This window comes from Imperialibacter sp. EC-SDR9 (assembly GCF_902498805.1).
Lineage (GTDB): Bacteria > Bacteroidota > Bacteroidia > Cytophagales > Cyclobacteriaceae > Imperialibacter.
Genome location: NZ_LR701586.1, coordinates 147946 through 168676, shown reverse-complemented (window position 1 = coordinate 168676; position 20731 = coordinate 147946). Strand labels below are relative to the sequence as shown.

The following is a 20731-nucleotide window of genomic DNA, read 5'->3' as shown; positions in this document are numbered from 1 at the left end:
GCAGTAGTTACTTATCATTTGCTGGCTTGGAATGTCCGCCACAAGAGTTAATTTTATCTTCTGCGTGGCTAAGTGGTGATGGAAGCAGTACTGCATAAAATTCCCACACTCACTTTAGCCAGACGTTATGAGCTATAGATCTTCTAGCGTGAATCACATGCACGAAATAACCAGCAAACTTCCAGTTCCTCATGGATAAGAAAGCCGAAATAGATAAAATACGTGACTCGGGAGGGGAAGCAAACATTGGTACTGAAGCGGACGGCGCCGTAGTTGAAACCTTGAGTCTAAATGATAAAAAACTGATAATAATAAAGGAACGAGCAATTTATCAGCTTCAAATGGCAGATGATATTGACCCTGACAGAACCAATATCAACCTACCTAGGATGATTCAGAAGCTATACATCGAACAGGGAACTGAATCTGAACTGGTATGTCGTACATTCTTGACTGCAAAAAGACTCTTAAAAGAAGGATGTATAAATGACGATGTAGACGTCTCAAAAATATTGGAACTGTCGCTAGAGCTTTTGCATGAACTAATTGCACTGCAAACCGAAATAGACAATTATCAAAAAAAAGAGAAAGAAGTCAGCGAAGACTACTACAATCAACAAGGATCCTTTAAAATCCCATCAATAGGTGATGTGACTACTCGGTGTAAAACCATTTTTCAAAAGGCAGATCATATTGAACAATTTATGATAGAGACGATAACCGTTTTCTACCCAAACCAGAAAATAACCAAGCAAGCACATTTTCCTCGTTTTCACGAAATAGCAAACAAGTTGTATGGTCCTAACGATCCTTTAGTTCTTTTTGTGAAAGGAACACTGCATTTTATGCTAATAAATAGGCAATTGAGGAACGGTTTAGACCATAGACTTGAGACTGTTACAGTTCACGATTTCCAAATACAGCCAGATAGCTCCATAACTTCCCCGTCGATTCAGTTAAATCATAAAGATGTAAAGCTTCAAAGACAATCACTTTCATTGTTTCTACCGAATATATTTCAAGATTTTGTGATGATATATGAAAACATGATGGCCTATTTAACTGACAAACACATAAAGCCTGGACCGCTGAATTTTAGAGTGAATGTCGTTCCTGAGGATAAACGTAGAAATAAATCCATTCAGTTTTCTTTATGGTCACCAATCGGCAAGGATGGCTTTTTCGATCAATCGTAAGTTAACAACTATCGCAAAAGGCAACATTCAGGTGCCAATCAAGCAGTTTTAAAAGGTAATAGAAAAGGGCTACGAAAATTCTGACTGTTGCGAATGGAAAGCTCATAACACAACGGTAAAAATGAATGTGGGCTTCAGCGGTTAACATAGTTCAGATGGCTTGGATTGCCCGCCACAATTTATAATTTTATCATCGGCGTGGCTAAGATGTAGTGGAAGCGGAGTTGCATAAAACTCCCACACTCATTTTACCGAGGCGTTGTAGCTCATAGCTTGCAAGCCTTCAGAGTTAAAATCTGGCCTAGACACTGGAACTACGGGACGAAGAAATTAAAACCTCACGGTTTAGCAGAAAAAGAGATTATGATTTTGTCATTTAACGACTTCAAAGGCTACTATAGAAATAATTCTACAAGGGCACATATTAATTTTTGTAGGCCGGTATGGGATTCTAATGGAATAGGTGACAGTGACTTCGCAATAATTGACCGATCGATTGTAGGGGCGATTGGATTTTCTCACAAGATTGACAACCTAGCAACGATTGATACTGGTGTTACAGACGGCTTAATGGACGCCCTGGATGATCTGATCCCCCTCGAAGATGTCTCTTCATATTCTGATGAGGAAATTTATGAATTTGACAATGGACAGAAGCACAAGGGAGTAGCAGCTATACGACATACTTTAAATAGATATACCGGAAACCAGTACAAAACAATAGCATTTGGGGTTATTCTAGGACAAAACCTTATCCCGGGTCGACCAGCAATTTATTTACAATTGACATTCTCACTCTGGTCACTAATAACTAGAGTTGCAATGCAGCTTGTTAGTGATTCAACAAAAGTACTAGTAAGCTATCATCCAGATTCCTTTAGCAATTCATACTATCAAATTGACTTTGGCGATGTCACAATGATTTGTCTAATGAAGTCAGACGATATGCCTTTCGAAGTTTATTTTATCCCAAGCTATAATAAAGGGACAATTCCATCCAAAAATGTAGTAATTGAGTCGAATGAAAAACAGGATCGAGATTTAAGAACCGAACAAGAAAATCAATTCAGTTTTATCGACCCTAGCTTTTCATCAAAGCCCTTTAAGACAGACGATTTCGTTAGCCTGCCGGAAAGCCTGATCGACGAAATGCAAAATGTTTGTCAAAGCTATGATCAAGAGTTACTTCACTCAATATTTACAAAACTTGGAGAAGGATGGAGAAAAGCAGTAATAAAGCAAGAAATAAATAATGCCTTTTGGGACTACGGAAACGCAATTATTAGGATGTATAAAGCTTTTCAATATGCGCCATTCGACAAAATGGACATAATAGTGCCGTCATATAGTAAAGCTGGAGGAATTGAGAAAGTCTCCGTCAAAAATCTTATAAACGACGTTAGTTTAGTTTATTCGGATTTAAAGGGGTAAATATTCCAAGCTTAAAATTGATCTTATTACCCTACAAAAAGGAAGCGTGGCAAGCTTCTCTTTTTTGGTATGTGTAGCTCGACCTCTGCACCACACTGTACCTTTTGAATAACTATCAAAGAATAGGAAAGGAGCTACAACACAGCGGTAAAAATGAATGTGGGCTTCACTGGTTATCAAAGGTCAGCTGGCTTGGAATGTCCGCCACAAGGGTTAATTTTAACATCGCCGTGGCTAAGTGCAAGTGGAAGCGGAGCTGCATAAAACTCCCACACTCATGTTAGGCGTTTTTTGTAAATTATCTTCATGACGAAAAAAGAACTACCAAAACTAATCCCTTTCGGAATTGCATCAATTCTGGTATTAACTCATGTAGTTCAAACGCTTTTGAAACTCGGTTATGTGAACGCAGACGGTAACGAAGTAACTTATGCCGTTTCTGACTCAGTAATGTTCTGCGGTTTCGGTCTGTTAATTGTATTAACTCTAATTCTGCTGAACAAACCTGTTTGGAAGCATATTTTCACCGTGTTAACACTTTTGGCCTTTACGCCATGGATTAGTTTTTACAATCAGACTTTTTCATTTGGAATCGGAGTGATTTCATTTGAAGTAACTGCTCTAAGTCTTCTAATTTTCCATTTAGCTCTTAACCCTGAAGTATTTCAATCCTTCAACGCATCCATAACACCTAAACCGGAATCGGAGGAATCAAAACAGTCAAAATTTGAGTCATCAGTACTACGTTTCGAAAACAAGTTTGAAGGCAAATCCCAGGCAGAATTACAAAAGATGGTTTCTCAAAACGAACTAGTTCCCGAAGCCATCGAGGCAGCTAAAAGACTACTGGAACGATATAAAAGTGCTACAACACCCCCTAAAGACACCATGGGTCTCAACTGAAAGGAAATCGTAGTGGGGATTGCAGTCTCCGCCACTTTGTGGATTTTTATCATCTGCATGACTGAGGACGGACGCAGCAGAATATCTTACAACCCCACGCTACCTAGCTAGTCATTAAGTCGCATCCAGAAACTTGTTCAGCCATGATAACACAAAAATCCCACAAGCAACTGCGGGATTTCAATTGACGAGCAGGTTACTCAACAGCCGGGAGATACTGCCACAGCGTACAGTACGTCACCAGAAACATAGAGCTTAAACACTTTGTCAACAGGAGCGGCCGGCGTCCACAAGGCGAATTTCAGGGAAGCATAAAGTGGGTTGCCAAAACCAGCATGAACACGCTGCCATGTTTTACCCATGTCCCGTGAACGGAATATACCATCCGGATGACCGACGAATAAATAGTTACCCATTTGCTTAACAGATGAAATGTTCTTCGACGGCTGAAGTCCTTCATCAATGGCTTGCCAGGTTTTCCCGCCATCAAATGAAGTATGTATCCTTCTGGATTGAGTTCGAGTGTTGTAGGCTATCGCAGCAAATCCACCATCGATACGTTCAACAGCTATGCCTACGCCCCCCTCGCTGATGACCCATTCCCAGGTGTCACCATTGTCGGTCGAGCGCATGATCCCCTGTTGACCAGTAGCCAATAGAACACCTTCTGACTCCACAATATTATCAACCCAGCCTTTTTGGACTGGCTTCCAGCTTTGTGCTTTGTCGGTAGATTTGGAAAGACTCTTGCCTGTACCCATAAATACCGTCCCATCAGACGTTTCAAAGATAGCTGCTACCGAATGCGTTATAAGACTTGTATATATCGGCAACCATGTGTCTGATATGGGCTTTTTTCGATAAATGTGACCATCATTACTGAAGGCCATCACTCCAGATTGATTGAAAGTAATGGAAGTACTTTTTAGCTCAGGAACATTCTCCTTTTCCCAAACAGGCGTTTTAAGATGACTCTTGCTGCTATACAATGCACCGTTGGCAATTAAATACATCTCTGACTCACCGGCAAAAAAACCCATACGCTCTTCCAGTTCAGGCAAGCCGTGGCTAATATCTTGCCAGGTCTGCCCGCCATCTTTTGATTGGAGAATGATATTGGTGGCTTCGGCCTCTTTAGTTGGTTCAACCATCTTTGTTTCAGGTGATGGTTCTGAAGCCTGATTGCCTGCAAAGAAATGAAGCAGAAAATACAAAAGGGGTAGATGCATGAAAGGCATAGCGAATTTGGTTTTAATGAAAATGATAACTCAAAACTACAGGCAAGACTGCCGTGTGCAGCCATTTCATTTGTAAAATGATTGTAAATGATACGTAAAAAGATGAGGACAAAGCCCCTATCGTCCTCGTTTGAGTGCTAGCGGAAACGGCGGCCCGCCCGGGAGGACATGATGAGTCAGGCGATTGTATCGCCACATGCCTACTACTATAGTCGGCCCTTTGAAATTTACCCTTCTGACTTCAATTCCCTACCGACATCGAAGGAGGCGCTGCGCCTCGTCCCGTACCCCATTTCTCATTGGGTGTTGGCCCCATCTGGAAGGTAAGCTCACCGCCCGCTGTGATTTCATCCTGGGTAATCCAGGTGCGGTTGAAGGCAGCACCATTTAACGAGGCCGACTGAATGTACTTATTGTCTGTAGAATTGTTGAGCGCTTTGATGGTAAAGGTTTTACTTCCCGCCACCTGAAGGGTGGCCTCCCCAAACAACGGACTGCCAATCACATAATTGGGCGAGCCGGGCGTGACAGCATAAATGCCCAGGGAGCTAAGCACATACCAGGATGACAATGAGCCCATGTCTTCGTTGCCGCACAAGCCACCCGGGCCAGGGCGATACAACTCTTCGCATATCTGCCGCACCCGCTCCTGGGCTTTCCAGGGTTGGCCTGCATAATTGTACAAATAGGCCACATGGTGCGAGGGTTGGTTGCCATGCACATACTGGCCTATGGTGCCCACCACTCCCACGTATTTGGGAGGCGTAATCAGCGGGCTCATCTCGAAAAACGTATCCAGCTTTTTGGTAAACGCTTTATTGCCGCCAAAGAGGTCGATCAATCCCTGAGGATCATGCTGCACCGACCAAATATATTGCCATGCATTCGATTCTGTATAATGGCGGTTAGGGCGACGCCCCACCAGCAATGGGTCAAAATACTTGTAGTAATGGTGATCCTCATATTGCTCAATTTCCTGTTCACGGTTGCCAAGCGCCTCCAGCCATGTGCCGTCCGCTTTTCTGGGGCGCATAAACTGCGTTTCCTTGTCCCATAGCCCGGCATAGTTACCGGCTCGTTTCATAAACAGCTTGTAGTCATACTGTTTTCCCAGCGCTTGCGCCAGCTGTGCAATGCACCAATCGTCGTAGGCAAGCTCCATAGTATTGGGCACCGATTCGGTCACCCGGTCGACGGGTGTGTAGCCCAGCTCCAGATAGTAGCCCAAGCCTGCTCTTCCCATATATTCAGGAACGGGAGGCTGAGGGTTTTGCAACGCCTTGGTGCGCATGGCAGCGTACAGCTTTTTGATGTCGTAGTCACGGTAGCCTTTCATATACGCATCCACAATCACCGGAATCAGGTGGTCGCCCACCATCGACTCCTTGAAAACACCCTGAAAATGCTGGGCGGGCAGCCACCCAAAGTTGTCTACTTTGGCTTCAATCGACCGGATAAAATCATTGACGTGCTCCGGTGCAGTTAGGGTTAACAATGGATGCTGTGAACGATAGGTGTCCCAACATGAAAAGGAACCATAAAAATCGAAGCCTTTGGCAACGTGGATCTTCCCGTCCGATCCACGGTACCTGCCATCTGCGTCCTGGGAGATGTATTGCGACAAGAACGAGCGATAGAGAGCGGAATAGAAAATCTGCTTTTGATTGTCGGACGCTCCGTCAATTTGAATGGCGGAAAGCTCCTTTTCCCAAACCTGGCTGGCCGCCTTTCTTACCTTTTCAAAATCCCAATCGGGGATTTCAGCTTCCAGGTTCTTCCGTGCTCCTGCTACATCGACATAGGAAATGCCCACTTTAACAAGGATTTGTTCCTTCTGTTCGGTTTCAAACTGCACAAAGGCTCCTATTTTCTTACCGGCTTCCCCACTTTTATAAGGAAAAATACTGGCGCCCGACTCAGGCGTCACATAGTTGGCATCGAAGGTGCCGTAGTATAGAAATGGCTTACTGAATTCAGCAACAAAATACAACTTGCCCTGCTCAGTCGCCTTCACACCTTCAATCCGGTTGTTGTTCACTATGCTCAACTCCGAATTCTGCTCGCCATACGCACTTCCTATTTGATGGCCCAGATCCAGTATCACACTGGAGTTTGCTGCTTTAGGGAATGTATAGCGATGCAGCCCGACACGCTGGGTGGTGGTCAGTTCCACCTTCACATCGTAGTCTTTGAGCATGACGGAATAATAACCTGGCGATGCCTCCTCCTCTTGGTGTGAATAGCGGGATCGGTAGCCGCTGTCCGGGTTTTCCGCTGTGCCTGGCACTACCTGTAGCATATTGCCCACTGTGGGCATAAGCATCACTTCACCGCCATTCACCATGCCCACACCACTCCAATGGGTATGGCTGAATCCAATAATCGAAGTGGATTGATAGATATAGCCGGCACAATACGTCCATCCGTCGGTTCCCACATCCGGACTCAAATGAACCATTCCATAGGGAAGGGCCGGGCCGGGAAAAGTGTGCCCGAAAAAGTCCGTTCCCAAAAAAGGATTAACGTGGCTTGTCAGGGCTTGCCCGGAACTTTGAGCGAAGGCAACATGATAGACGAATACCGTCAAAATCAGGACGAGTTTGAAACGCAAAAGAGAGGTCGAAAATCGTAAGGGCATCGTGCTAAAATTTAAAAATCGTGAGTAGCCGACTAAAATAGTATTTAGAATGATCAATGCCGAAACGGTTGAAAGGAATGGGCAGTTCTATCGTCTTTGTTTGAGTCTCGGGAGCTGTCGGGAGAAACGGCTGCCCGCCCGGGAAGGTTAAGAAACGAGAAGGTGGCACTTCCTTACAAACTAATCAAACAATTTTTTCGTTATTAGGACAAATAAGATATTTTTACAGACAAATGTCCTAGCCATGGAAGTAGCAAACATTGAAAAGCAGCTATCCAAAGAACTCACGTCTTTTCTTAAAGATACTGCGGCATATGAACACATTAGTATCCCAAACGAAATAGATTATAGCGATTTTCTGAAAAGCAAAATTTTTCTGGTTTTCGCTATAAGAAGTGGCCTACCCTATTCTATTTTCAATTTAATTCAGAGTCAAAGCCCATTTTCCCTACATGATTGGTCTGGGTTTTTGAACATCTCTTATAAGTCTTTACAACGTTACAAAGCCGAAAAAACCAGGTTCAAACCCTTGTATACCGAGAAAATATTTGGGATGGCAGAGGTGCTCGATACTGGCGTTGAAGTATTTGGTGACTTGGAAAAACTAAAACGCTGGTTGACTACGGAAAATTATTCTTTGGGTAATTTGAAGCCAATTGAGCTTTTGCGAGATTCTTATGGCAAAGATTTGGTTTTGGCGGAATTAACAAGGATTGATCACGGCATTCTTGTCTAATGGAAGTATTCAGACTATCCAGGCTAAAATACATTTCAGACCTGTCAGGAAAAGGAGCAGCAATCAAAGGAGCCAGATGGAATAGTATTGGTACCGAAATAATTTATACTGCCAGTAATAGATCTTTGGCAATGGCCGAAGTGGCCGTCCACTTTTCATTGGCAACAATTCCGGACGATTACTATATGCTCACCATATTTATTCCAGATAACACCTCAATAATAACTTTACAAGTCAAAGACCTTCCTTCAAGGTGGAATCAATTTCCTCATAATAAAAATACCCAGAAATATGGCGATGATTTCGTGAATGCGAATAAGCACTGCCTACTGAAAATTCCTTCTGTCGTAACAAGGGGTGATCACAACATCCTTATAAATCCATCCCACGCTGAATTCTCAAAAATTAAAATAACCGCTCAGGAAAAATTCCCTTTTGATGAAAGGTTGTTTCGTCCGTAAATACTAAAACTACACAACGGCTTCGCAGCCAAGGAGATGACATTGGGTATCGCAGTCAGGCATCTTGAAAACTCGATACACAAGAACTTTTGTCCCCCTACAGCTTACAACTGTATATCCCCTGGCATCACTCCCTAAACCAGCTCAGCTCCGCTTCCTCCACCTGCTTTTTGAAGGCAGGCCATTCGGTCATGTAAAAGCTGTCCAATGTCTTCACAAACTCTGCAACAAGCTGCTCTGTCTGCTCAATTACCTTCACATCCTGAGCGGTGGGCACGAACAAACGCCCTCTCAGCGCCTGAGCAGCATCACTCATCTTAGACGTCGCCGTTACGGCAAACGACTGCCAGGCACCCACCTGCTTGTCGGGGCGAGGGGCACGGGCCATGTCGTTAAGCGCTTTGATTTTTTGCTGCATGGCTTCGGAAGCCGTCACAACTTCTTTGGCTGCGACCGCTTTCGCCTGGGTTAGCACATGCTCGATGGTTTTGTCGCTTGCTTGCAACCTGGCCATGGCACTGGAAAGCTTTTCTGTAGACATATTGAGTCGCTTGCTCAGTGTGTAAACGGCCCTGTCCACCTCCTCGTCGTACTCGAACCGTGGGTCGGGAATCACCTTCACAGTTGTTTCAGCACTGTTGTCGCCATATTTGATCTTGATGCTGTAGTCGCCGGGCAGCACAGGAATATCCCGTGAGTCCTCACCTACCCACGCACCCGGCAGGCGGGCCATTTGCTCGTCAAGCTTCCAGGTAATGTAGTTGAGCCCAGCCACCACGCTGTCAGTGCTCAATGTTTGGATCAGCTGGTTGCCGGCATTGTACACCTCAGCCAGGGCTTTGTCACCTGCGTTGTTGTCTTTGACAAAAAACGGAATTTCCACTTTCTGAAACGGCTTATTGGCTCCCTCGAACGTAGTATAAAAGCCTGTCCAGATATTGCCGGGAGGATTGATGAACAAGCCTTTTACCTGCACGGCGTTGTTGACTGGCAAAGCAGTCAGCGGCTGCTGATCCAGCTTGCCTTTGGCTAATTCACGCAGCGACAGCAGGTCATCCAGCACCCAAATGGCACGGCCAAAGGTTCCAACAATCAGCGCCGATTCCCGTTGCTGTATCGTCATATCCATTGTAGATACAGAAGGGAAGCCGTTTCTGAATTGCTCCCAGTTTTTGCCCTCATCTATACTGATCCAAAGGCCATTTTCAGTCCCCAGGAACACAAGCTTTGGCTCTTTGCTGTCGGGCATCACCGACAACGCATACCCTTTTACCTGACTGGCGTCAGCCATACGTACCCAGGTTTTCCCGTAGTCCTGCGTGCGAAACAAGTAGGGTGCATAATCACCCTGGCGATAATTGTTGGCCACCAGCCACACTTCACCTGCTTTGTGGGGCGATGTTTGCATCTGAGCAAGCCAAGCCTGTTTTGGAAGGCCTTTGATATTGGTAGTGACATTCGTCCAGGTTTTGCCTCCGTCCCTGGTCAGGTGTACCAGTCCGTCGTCGGACCCCGCCCAAATAACGTTTTTGTCAAGGTAGCTCACGGCCAGACTTATGATCGAATTGTAAATCTCCGCCCCGGAAGCATCGATGGTCAGCCCGCCGTAGTCCTGCTTTTGGTGATCGGGGTTATTGGTGGTGAGGTCAGGCGAAATGATCGTCCAGGTTTTTCCCTTGTCGGTGGTTTTGTGCACAAACTGGCTGCCGTGGTAGGCCACCTCGTTGTTGTTTGGATCCTGCGCAAAACCAGCGTTCCAGTTGTAACGCAGGCGGGTGTTCATGTTCGGTGCCTTGGGTTGAATGTGCTGGTAATAGCCCGTCAGCTTGTCATAGCGATAAAGCTCCCCATTTTGGGAAGTACCATAACCAAACCGTGAGTCCACCGAATCGGGTTGGATAATAAAGCCGTCACCCCCCACCAGGTACTGCCAGTAGAGCGTGCGGATGCCACCCCGCTTCCACACATAACCAGGGCCTGACCAGTTGCCGTTGTCCTGCATGCCGCCGTACACATTGTAGGGCATATCTTCATCCACATTGATGTGGTAAAACTGTGCCACGGGGATTGTTTCAGGGAAATACCAGGCTTTGCCATGGTCGTGGGTGATGCCAATGCCTCCATCGCCACCAATGATAAAGAAAGTGGGATCGTTGGGGTCTACCCAAAAGGCATGGAAGTCGGCGTGGATGCCCTTGGTCTCGTCAGCGGGGATCATCGGCACCGGATCGAAAGACACACCGCCGTCGTAGCTCACATGCAGAGGCTGGTAGATGTTGTAAAGTCTGTTGGGGTCTTTGGTGTCCACAGCCAGCTCCTGAAAGTAGAACGGCCTGTTGTTGGTAAACCGGGGATTATCGTTGATCATCTTCCATGACAAGCCGCCGTCGTCGCTACGGTAAAGTGCATTTTTGGTAGCCTCCACCTTAGCATAAATCCGATCCGGGTTACTCGGGGCAATGGCCAATCCTATTCTGCCCAGCTCTCCGGCTGGTAGTCCTTCTTTTTCTCCGAGCTTTTTCCAGGTTTCTCCTCCATCGTAGGTCATATACAGTCCAGACCCTGGACCACCTGACGTGAAGCTGTAGGGCGTGCGCCGATGCTCATACATGGCAGCAAGCAGCTTGTTTGGGTTAGCTGGACCCATCACCAGATCGGCTACACCAGACTTGTCGTTGGTATAAAGGATTTTCTTCCAGGTAAGGCCACCGTCTGTTGTCTTGTACAAGCCCCGTTCGGTATGTGGCGTAAACGGATCGCCCATCACACCTACGTATACCGTGTTGCCGTCACTCGGATCAATGATAATCCTATGAATCGTTTTGGAGCTTTCCAGCCCTACCCTTTTCCATGTTTTACCGGCATCCAACGACTTGAACAGGCCCAAACCCAGGTTCATGGAGTTGCGGGGGTTGCCCTCACCAGTACCCACCCATACCACACTGGGGTTGCTCTGCTGCACTGCAATAGCGCCGATGTTCACTGTTGGAGCGTCGTCAAAAATACTTTCCCAGGCGCTGCCGCCATTCTCTGATTTCCACACGCCCCCTGAAGCAGCGCCTACGTAAATGATCTTTGTCGGCGTATCGGTCACAGCAGCAATGGCGGTGATCCGACCACTCATGTTGGCAGGACCGACATTCCTTATTTTGAGATTTTGAAACTTGTCGGAGGGGAATTTTTGTGCGAGACTGCCGGACAGGGTAGCAATACTCATGGCAAAAATGAGAACGTATTTGATGTGCTTTTCAGAAATCATACCTGTATGTTTAACGAAGGAAAGGTATTAACCAAACACCGATAACTCAACCGGCAAAAGGATGGATGGAGAAAACAACCAACCTTCGGCCATACTTCCGACATCTGCCCACAAAACCATTTGGGGTATTTCCTTTATGTTAACATATTCGTATGTTATTAAAGAACACATAATGGCTGAGCCAATCCATTTGGCAAGCCCGGTCGATATTATTGCACCCGGAGCCTGTTTACGCTGGTCTAACCTGTTTGAAAACAATATTTATGAGCGATTCGAGAAGAGAATTCCTTAAAAAAGCGGCCCTGCTGGCTGGTGGCACCAGCGTTTGGAGCACACTGCCCATTTCGATTGAAAAGGCTTTGGCTATTTCACCTGATCCCGGCACTACTTTTTACGATGCCGAGCATGTGGTGCTGCTCATGCAGGAAAACCGCTCGTTCGACCATTGCTTTGGCATGCTTAAAGGGGTACGTGGCTTCAACGACCCACTCGCTATTTCGCTGCCTGATAAAAACCCCGTTTGGTTTCAGCCTGATGCGGCAGGCAACAGATTCGCTCCATTCCGGCTGGACATGAAAGACACCAAAGCTACCTGGATAGGTGGCGTGCCTCACTCCTGGGAAGACCAGGTCGACGCCCGCAACGATGGCAAGTACGATGGCTGGATAGAAGCCAAACGACCCGGCAACAAAGACTACAAGCACATCCCCCTTACCATGGGTTACTATACCCGGGAGGACATTCCTTTCTATTATTCTCTGGCCGATGCCTTTACCGTCTGCGACCAACACTTCTGCGCCGCCCTTACCGGCACCACCACCAACCGCAGCTACCACTGGACAGGTAAAACACACGGCGAGCCAGGCGACAAGGCTAAAGTGAGGAATGGGGAAGTGACTTATGATAGAGAGGCGAGCTGGACAACTTTCCCTGAGCGACTGGAGGACAACGGCATTTCATGGAAAGTATACCAAAATGAAATCAGTCTCCCCACTAATGTAGAAGACGACTCGCTGCTGGCCAACTTCACCGACAATAACCTGGAGTGGTTTACGCAGTATGGCGTGCGTTATAGCAAAGGCTTTCAAGAATTCCTGAAGACCAAAGAAAAAGAACTGCCCGGTGAGCTTGCATCATTGGAAAAACAACTGAACACCCCTGGCGCAGATATAGCCAAACTACAGGAGCAAATTGAGGCGACAAAAAAAGGGATTGGTCAGGTAAATGACCTCCTGCAGCAATGGAGTCCTGAAGCTTTCGAAATGCTTTCCGAGCGACAGAAAAACCTGCACAACAAGGCCTTCACGACCAATATTGGTGACCCCGAGTACCACAAGGTAGAAGACATGACCTACTCCGACAATGGCGTGGAACGCTCGACACAAGTGCCCAAAGGAGACATTCTGTATCAGTTCCGAAAAGATGTAAAAGAAGGCAAGCTGCCTACCGTTTCCTGGCTGGCAGCGCCTCAGAAATTCTCCGACCACCCTAGTGCTCCATGGTATGGAGCCTGGTATGTGTCTGAGGTAATGGACATCCTGACTGAAAATCCGGAGGTGTGGAAAAAGACAATTTTCATCCTCAACTACGACGAAAACGACGGTTATTTCGATCACATCCCTCCCTTTGTGGCCCCCAATCCAGCCGATCCAAATGATGGCAAAATCTCAGATGACTTAAAAGCCGATGGCGAGTATGTGACCGTAGATGAAGAAATAAAAGCTGGCTTTGACGAGAAGGAGGCAAGGACCAGTCCGGTAGGTTTGGGTTACCGTGTGCCACTTATTGTGGCCTCACCATGGTCTCGGGGTGGATGGGTGAATTCAGAAGTGTGTGATATCACGTCTACCATCATGTTCATGGAAAAATTCCTTTCCAAAAAGACCGGCAAGAAAATCGAAGAGCCGAATATCAGCTCGTGGCGAAGGGCCATCAGCGGTGACCTTACCTCGGTGTTCAGACCTTACAATGGCGAGCAGGTTGACATGCCAGCCTCGCTTGACAGGGATAGGCATATTCAGGAAATCTACAATGCCAGCTTCAAGGGCTTGCCCAACAACTTCAAACCCCTCAAAGCAGATACCAGGATGTTGACGACACAGCTCCCAAAACAGGAGCCTGGCACCAAGCCTTCCAGTGCCCTGAATTACGAATTGCATGTAACAGGCAATTTGACCCACGACAGCAGGCATTTCCGCATTCGCTTCAAGGCTGGAAAGGGCCTTTTTGGTGAAAGCTCTCTGGGTGCACCATTCAATGTGTATGCTCCCGGCAAGTATCGCAACCCGGCAGCAAATGCTTTTGAACCGGTTAAAACATGGGCCTTTGCTGTTAAAGCTGGCGACGAAATCGAGTACCAGTGGCCACTGGATGACTTCGAGAATGGACAATACCACCTGAGAGTGTACGGCCCAAACGGTTTTTTCAGGGAGTTTGTTGGCAATGAAGGGAATGGCGTAGACGTAACTTGTATCCCGGAAATGACTGGAGGAAAAGTCAATGGCAGGCTGAAAGTTTCCATCATCAACAGAAGCAAAGGTGCTTTGAAACTGGAGCTGAGAGATGACAAATACCAGCACATGGAAAAAGAGCTAAAGCTAAAAACTGATGGTTTGGAAAGCCTGACGCTTAATACTGCATCGAGCAAGGGCTGGTACGACTTTTCTGTGACAAACCCGAACGACCCCAGCCTGAAAGTACGCTTTGCCGGGAGGCTCGAAACCGGAGCGGACAGCATATCGGATCCTTATATGGGAAGGGTTTAAAAAAAACTAAAGCTCACGACGGCAATCAGCTACAGCTATCGCCTGGCAGGGCATCGTCATTTCGTAGTGTAACGGAGAAATCCCCCAGACCTACAGCCAGGCCTTGGGGATTTCTCGATCTTTCCTCCCTCGAAATGACGAGCATTTGGAGGCAGTAAAGCAACTCAAAGACCCTTATTTTTACCCCGCCATATCAAACTCTTCCCTTAGCGCATAGGTCTTTTTCATCTTCCTGATCAGCGCTGCCGATTGCTGGAAGTCCAACGTTTGCTGCCCATCGCTGGCTGCTTTTTCGGGCAAAGGATGTATTTCGAAGATCACACCGTCGGCACCGGCCATTACCGCTGCCAGCGACATGCTGTCGACATAGTCACGGATACCAATGCCATGCGAAGGATCCACCACTACAGGCAAATGTGTCTTATCCTTCAAAATGGGCACTGCATTCAAGTCAAGCGTGTTACGGCTGGCTTTTTCGTAAGTTCGAATGCCTCTTTCACAAAGGATCAACTTCTCGTTTCCCCCTGAAAAAACATATTCAGCAGAATATAAAAGTTCTTCTATTGTTCCTGAAATTCCCCTTTTGATCATTACGGCCTTATCCACTTTACCCAATTCGTCAAGCAAGTTGAAGTTCTGGGTGTTTCTGGCGCCTACCTGAAACACGTCCACGTAAGGATACATCTCTTCAATCTGCGACACCTGCATGACCTCAGTTACGATCTTGATGCCTTCCTCTCTGGCGATGGTATACCACATCTTAAGTCCATCGATCCCCATGCCACGGAATGAATATGGCGAGCTCCTCGGCTTGAAAACGCCACCCCTCATGATGTTCACGCCGTTCTCTTTCAGGTGTTTGATAGTCTCCCTGACGTTCTCCTCTCCTTCTATGCTGCAAGGGCCAGCCATGATAGAAAAGCTTCCTTCTCCAATGACCACGCCGTCACCCAAATCGATAGTGGTTGACTTCACCTTCCACTTTTTCGACACCAGCTTGTAGTCGTCCGACACCTTGTGGATGTCGATTATGCCTGGCAGAAAGCCGAGCTGCCTGATATCCACATTGGTTTTGCCTATACACACCAAATAGTCGCCCATCTGGGTTTTTACCTCTGTGCCTTTGAATTTCAATTGACCGAGGGTATCGGTAATCTTCGACTTCGCTTCTTCCGAAATAGCCGGATCGAGTTGGATAATCATAACGGGTGTTTTTAATAGTTCTTATTTGTTATCGACATAAAAAGTGCATAGAGTAGCCAGAAGTTGAGGGCGTCTATCAATAGCCACCAAGTGGCCGAGTTTAGTGCTAAAAATCCTTTGGCTCCCTTCAGGGTTGGGGTGAAACAAAGGATTTTTAGCCGTTTTCAAAATGTCTTAACCAGCCAAGCCGTCAATTTCCTTTTATGCCTTTCACAAACTGTTTGATGTCGGCCTCCATATTGTCCGACTTCTCCAGCAGGTCAATGAAGGCGCTACCAATAATGGCACCACTGGCATACCGGCAGGCTCTTTCAAACGTTTCGTTGTTCGAGATACCAAATCCAATCAACCGTGGATTCTTCAACCTGAGCATCTGAATCCGGGCAAAATACGCCTCCTGCACCTCACTCACGGCCCCTTTGGCACCAGTGGTGCTGGCAGAAGAAACCATGTAAATAAAGCCTTCGGTATGGTCGTCTATTTCTTTGATTCTTTCCTCAGACGTCTGAGGCGTGATGAGGTAAATATTGTGGAGACCATATTTGGTGAAGATCTCCTTGTAGAACTTTCTGTATTCATACACGGGCAGGTCAGGTAAAATCAGCCCATCGATGCCAATCTCCTGGCATTTGGCGCAGAACTTTTCCAGCCCGTATTGCATCACAGGATTGAAGTAGCCCATCAATAAAACAGGGATATCGATTTCAGAACGCATGCCCTCCAACTGATCGAACAGCAGCTTCATGTTCATGCCATTCTCAAGAGCCTGCTGGTTGCTTTTTTGGATGGTGGGCCCATCGGCCACGGGATCTGAAAAGGGAATGCCTACCTCAATCACATCGGCACCACCGTCCTGCAGGGCCTTCATAATTTTTCTTGTGTCGCCAAGGTTCGGATAACCCGCAGTAAAATACATCGACAATATGTGATCTGCCCTTTCGGTAAAAAGGGTATCTATTCTATTTGCTTCTATTATTTCACTCATGTCATTTTCGTTTCATTAATTATCACTTTCAGGTTGCTAGCAAAGGCGCAGAGGCGCAAAGCTCTCTACTTTGGTCTTCAGGCGGCTGCCTTCCCTATTTCCTAGCGCAGCCGTACCGACGCCTACTTTCGTCCCGCCAGTAGTCGGGCAAGCTTCCTACCTTTCGCCTCCGGTCTTTTGTCTTCAACCTCCGGTCTTCCAGCTTCCGTCTCCTTAATACCCTCCCCACTTAATATAAGTCTCCAGGTCTTTGTCGCCACGGCCGGAAAGATTAAGCACCACAACATCATATGGCTTGAATGTCAATTTCCCCAAAGCGGCAATGGCATGGGCCGATTCGATAGCGGGAATAATACCTTCGAGGCGGCTCAGCTCAACACCAGCTACCATGGCCTCCTCGTCCGTAGCATTCAGGAAAATCCCCCGCTTGCTGTCGAACAAATGCGCATGCAAGGGGCCAATGCCCGGGTAGTCCAGTCCGGCGGAAATAGAATGGGGCTCCACCACCTGCCCGTCTTCAGTTTGCATCAGTATTGTGCGACTGCCATGTAAGACGCCGTCTCTTCCCAGCGCCGTAGTGGCAGCTGATTTACCAGAGTCAACTCCATGTCCTGCCGCTTCCACTGCCACCAGTTGTACTTCCGGCTCATCCAAAAAGTGATAGAACGCACCAGCCGCATTGCTTCCGCCACCTACACAAGCAACGACGTAGTCGGGGGTTTCGGTTCCTTCTTTGAGCAAAAGCTGCTCCCGCATTTCCTCACTGATCACCGACTGAAAACGAGCTACCATGTCGGGATAAGGATGCGGGCCAACCACGCTTCCAATGATGTAGTGCGTTTCGTTCGGATTATTGATCCAGTGGCGCATCGCCTCGTTGGTGGCATCTTTCAACGTACGGCTGCCCGATTTTGCCGGACGCACTTCCGCTCCCAAAATTCGCATTCGCTCTACATTCGGCCGTTGCCTGGCCATGTCCACTTCACCCATGTACACAATGCACTCCATGCCCATGAGCGCACAGACGGTAGCAGTGGCCACTCCATGCTGACCGGCACCAGTTTCCGCAATGATCTTTTTCTTACCCAACCGCTGAGCGAGCAAGATCTGCCCAACAGTATTATTCACTTTATGGGCACCAGTATGACACAGGTCTTCTCTTTTCAGGTATATTTTTGCACCATGCTTTTCAGACAAGCGGCTGGCAAAGTAAAGCGGTGTTGGTCTTCCTACATAGTCTTTCAAAAGCCCGTGAAAGGCTTCCTGAAATTCCGGGGCATAAATAATGTCCAGGTATTTTTCCTTAAGCTCCTCTACATTTGGATAGAGCATCTCAGGAATGAAGGCACCTCCAAACTTTCCATAGTATCCCTGCTCATCCACTGCATATTTGGATATTGTTTGTTCCATCAGATTGTCTCCTTTTTCATTTTTCCCATTCTCTTCTTCAATGCCAGCAGCTTATCGATGTCTTTCAATCCGGGTGAAACTTCAAACCTGCTGTTTACGTCAATACCGAACAGCTTGGGCAAGTCCAGCTGCTCTATCTCATCTATATCCTCCAGGCTAATACCTCCGCTCAGAAAAAAGGGAATGCTTAGCTTGTAGGAATTGAGCAGAGTCCAGTCAAATTTCTCGCCCGACCCTCCGTAGTTCGGCGTTTTGGTGTCAAACAGAGCATAGTCGATACACCCCTCAAACGCCTCCACTTTCTTAAAATCGAAGGAATTGCTTACCTGAAAGGCCTTGATCACCTTCATTCCTTTTTTCCTCAGCTCGACACAATACTGCGGAAATTCTTCGCCGTGAAGCTGCACATACTCCAGCTTGTATTCCTCCACCACTTTCACAATATCCCAAAGAGGAGCATTCACAAACACGCCTACCTTTTTTGCACCCGGAGGAAATATGCTTGTGCCGGTAAACAACAATTCGCTACCAACGAACCGGGGAGATTTTGAGAAAAAAATCATCCCCATGAAGTCAGGTTCCACTTCTTTCAACCTCTTGATGTTGTCAGGAAATTTCATCCCGCACACTTTCAAATGCAGACGTTGGTTAGCCATATGTATTAAACCGTTTGGGTTTTGGTTTTCTCCAGAAAATGAAAGCGCTCAATAAAATGCTTCGCACCCACCTCAGGCCTGCTTTCTTTCATAAATTGCTCACCGATCAGGAATCCTTCAAAGCCGCATTCTTTTAATTCGAGCATAACGGCTGGATCACTTATGCCGCTCTCCGAAATCTTCACATAATCCTCAGGAATTTTTGCCACTAGCTCCTTGCTGATATTGATATCCGTCACGAAGCGCTTCAGATCACGATTGTTCACCCCTACTATATCTAGTTCGGGATGGATATTGTTCAATAACTCTTCTTCGTTGTGCACCTCCATCAGCACTTCGAGGCCTAGCGACTTGGCAAACTGCGCCAGGCCTTTCAGTCGTTTTGGTGGCAAGGCAGCAGCTATCAGCAGTATCACATCAGCGCCAATTGATTTAGCTTCAATGATTTGATATTCGTCGATAATAAAGTCCTTGCGGAGAATGGGGCAAAAGTTGAAGTTTCTGGCGGTGGTCAGGTCCTCATTTTTACCTCCGAAGAACTCACTGTCAGTAAGGATGGAAAGCCCACTTGCGCCAGCTTGCATATACCCTATGGAAATGCGCTCCACCGAGACGTTGGGATTGATGACTCCTTTCGAAGGGGACTTTCTTTTGATTTCGGCAATGATGCCAGACTTATCGGATCGGAGCAGGTACTTTTTCATCGACACAGTGGGCGAAGGAAAGTAGATGCTCTCTTCCAGTAATTTAGCTGGAAACAGCTCTTTCCGTCGCTCTACTTCCTGCTTTTTTACGGCAAGAATCTTATCCAGGATATTCTCCATTGCTTACAAAATTATGAAATACTTACAGATATCTTTGAATCGCCAACTAAGTTTCTGAATGTTTGGAAAGCCCTGCCAGATTCAAGAGATTCTTTGGCCATTTGCACTCCCTCCTTCACAGAACTTAGCTGCTTACCTACGTAAAGTGCCAGCCCGGCATTGGCCAAAACGGCCTCTGTCTGGGCCCTGGTTCCCTCCCCTTTGATCACTTTCAAAAAGATAGCCGCCGACTCTTCAATTGTCTCGCCACCCTTTAGTTCAATTGCCTTCACGGTCGACAAACCCAGGTCTCCCGGGTACAGCACTTTCTCGCCCTGATTGGTAATCATTTTAAACCCTCCGGTGAGCGACACTTCGTCGTATCCATCCAGAGAATGAAGGATGACAAACTCCTTACCCGACCGCTGGTAGAGGTAGCCGTAAAGCCGGGCTAATTCCAGGCTAAAAACACCGACAAGCTGCTTGTCGGGAAAAGCCGGATTTACCATGGGGCCGAGCATGTTGAAGAAGGTTTTCACGCCCAGCTCCTTCCTGATAGGCGCTATGTTCTTCATGGCCGGATGAAAGAGGGGAGCATGCAAAAAACAGATGCCACTTTCGGCAATACTCTTCTCAATCTTGTCCTTGTCGTTAGTGAATTCGTAGCCAAAATAGGCCAGCAGGTTCGACGAGCCGCAAATGGACGAAACACCATTGTTACCATGCTTGGCCACATTTTGTCCGGCCCCAGCCACCACAAAAGATGCCAGGGTAGAAATATTAAAAGTGTCTTTGCCATCGCCGCCTGTTCCGCACAGGTCAATGGCGTCGTATTTTTTAAGGTCGAGCGCAACGCATAAATCCAGCATGGCATCACGGAACCCCTCAAGTTCTTCTACGGTAATCGACCGCATCATAAAGACTGTGAGAAAAGCAGCCATTTGCGATGGGTTGTATTCCCCCTTAGCAAGGTTCACTAGTATTTCCCTGGCCCGCTCCTTTGTCAGCGATTTATACTCGAATAGTTCGTTCAGTACTTCCTTCATT

15 protein-coding genes are annotated in these 20731 nt (G+C 47.0%); 6 read left to right on the top strand and 9 right to left on the bottom strand.

Annotated elements, in window-relative coordinates; all coding sequences use genetic code 11:
• The first annotated feature begins 191 nt into the window (after positions 1-191).
• From GC130_RS15185 to GC130_RS15175, 3 genes are all read left to right on the top strand, one after another.
• Positions 192-1196, top strand: a complete 1005-nt coding sequence (locus GC130_RS15185; RefSeq protein WP_151999183.1) for a hypothetical protein — start codon at positions 192-194, stop codon at positions 1194-1196.
• Between the two features lie 273 nt (positions 1197-1469).
• Positions 1470-2627 (top strand): hypothetical protein, encoded by a 1158-nt coding sequence (locus GC130_RS15180; protein WP_151999182.1) that lies wholly within the window; start codon positions 1470-1472, stop codon positions 2625-2627.
• Positions 2628-2933: 306 nt separating this feature from the next.
• Entirely contained in the window at positions 2934-3530 is a 597-nt protein-coding gene (locus GC130_RS15175) for a hypothetical protein (protein WP_151999181.1), read from the top strand.
• 200 nt (positions 3531-3730) lie between these two features.
• Here GC130_RS15175 and GC130_RS15170 read toward each other — a convergent pair whose 3' ends face one another.
• Together GC130_RS15170 and GC130_RS15165 are read right to left on the bottom strand one after the other, a co-directional pair.
• A complete protein-coding gene (locus tag GC130_RS15170; protein WP_151999180.1) occupies positions 3731-4759 on the bottom strand; it encodes a sialidase family protein in 1029 nt (342 codons plus the stop codon).
• Positions 4760-5009: 250 nt separating this feature from the next.
• Positions 5010-7406, bottom strand: a complete 2397-nt coding sequence (locus GC130_RS15165) for a GH92 family glycosyl hydrolase (RefSeq protein ID WP_151999179.1) — start codon at positions 7404-7406, stop codon at positions 5010-5012.
• A 244-nt stretch (positions 7407-7650) separates the two neighbouring features.
• Here GC130_RS15165 and GC130_RS15160 point away from each other — a divergent pair, with 244 nt between their 5' ends.
• Both GC130_RS15160 and GC130_RS15155 read left to right on the top strand, forming a co-directional pair.
• Positions 7651-8142 carry an antitoxin Xre/MbcA/ParS toxin-binding domain-containing protein gene (locus tag GC130_RS15160; protein ID WP_151999178.1) on the top strand — a complete coding sequence of 164 codons (492 nt, stop codon included), beginning with the start codon at positions 7651-7653 and terminating at the stop codon, positions 8140-8142.
• Entirely contained in the window at positions 8142-8603 is a 462-nt protein-coding gene (locus tag GC130_RS15155) for an RES family NAD+ phosphorylase (RefSeq protein WP_151999177.1), read from the top strand. The genes GC130_RS15160 and GC130_RS15155 overlap by 1 nt, the downstream gene beginning before the upstream one ends.
• Before the next feature lie 127 nt (positions 8604-8730).
• On the opposite strand, the gene GC130_RS15150 is transcribed toward GC130_RS15155, so the two are convergent.
• Positions 8731-11862 (bottom strand): hypothetical protein, encoded by a 3132-nt coding sequence (locus tag GC130_RS15150; RefSeq protein ID WP_226940503.1) that lies wholly within the window; start codon positions 11860-11862, stop codon positions 8731-8733.
• 263 nt (positions 11863-12125) lie between these two features.
• On the opposite strand from GC130_RS15150, the gene GC130_RS15145 reads away from it, so the two are divergent.
• On the top strand, positions 12126-14627 hold the full coding sequence (locus GC130_RS15145) for a phosphocholine-specific phospholipase C (protein ID WP_151999176.1): 2502 nt from the start codon (positions 12126-12128) through the stop codon (positions 14625-14627).
• 180 nt (positions 14628-14807) lie between these two features.
• Here GC130_RS15145 and aroF read toward each other — a convergent pair whose 3' ends face one another.
• The 6 genes from aroF to trpD all read right to left on the bottom strand — a co-directional run bounded on the left by aroF (position 14808) and on the right by trpD (position 20730).
• Entirely contained in the window at positions 14808-15830 is a 1023-nt protein-coding gene (gene aroF, locus GC130_RS15140) for a 3-deoxy-7-phosphoheptulonate synthase (protein ID WP_151999175.1), read from the bottom strand.
• Positions 15831-16020: 190 nt separating this feature from the next.
• Complete coding sequence (trpA, locus tag GC130_RS15135) at positions 16021-16815, bottom strand: tryptophan synthase subunit alpha (RefSeq protein WP_151999174.1); 795 nt, start codon at positions 16813-16815, stop codon at positions 16021-16023.
• Positions 16816-17028: 213 nt separating this feature from the next.
• Positions 17029-18225, bottom strand: a complete 1197-nt coding sequence (trpB, locus tag GC130_RS15130) for a tryptophan synthase subunit beta (protein WP_151999173.1) — start codon at positions 18223-18225, stop codon at positions 17029-17031.
• Positions 18225-18881, bottom strand: a complete 657-nt coding sequence (locus GC130_RS15125; protein WP_226940502.1) for a phosphoribosylanthranilate isomerase — start codon at positions 18879-18881, stop codon at positions 18225-18227. Before GC130_RS15125 ends, trpB begins: the two co-directional genes overlap by 1 nt.
• A 5-nt stretch (positions 18882-18886) precedes the next feature.
• Positions 18887-19705 (bottom strand): indole-3-glycerol phosphate synthase TrpC, encoded by an 819-nt coding sequence (gene trpC / locus GC130_RS15120; protein ID WP_151999172.1) that lies wholly within the window; start codon positions 19703-19705, stop codon positions 18887-18889.
• A gap of 11 nt (positions 19706-19716) precedes the next feature.
• A complete protein-coding gene (trpD, locus tag GC130_RS15115) occupies positions 19717-20730 on the bottom strand; it encodes an anthranilate phosphoribosyltransferase (protein WP_151999171.1) in 1014 nt (337 codons plus the stop codon).
• Between the last annotated feature and the right edge of the window lies 1 nt (position 20731).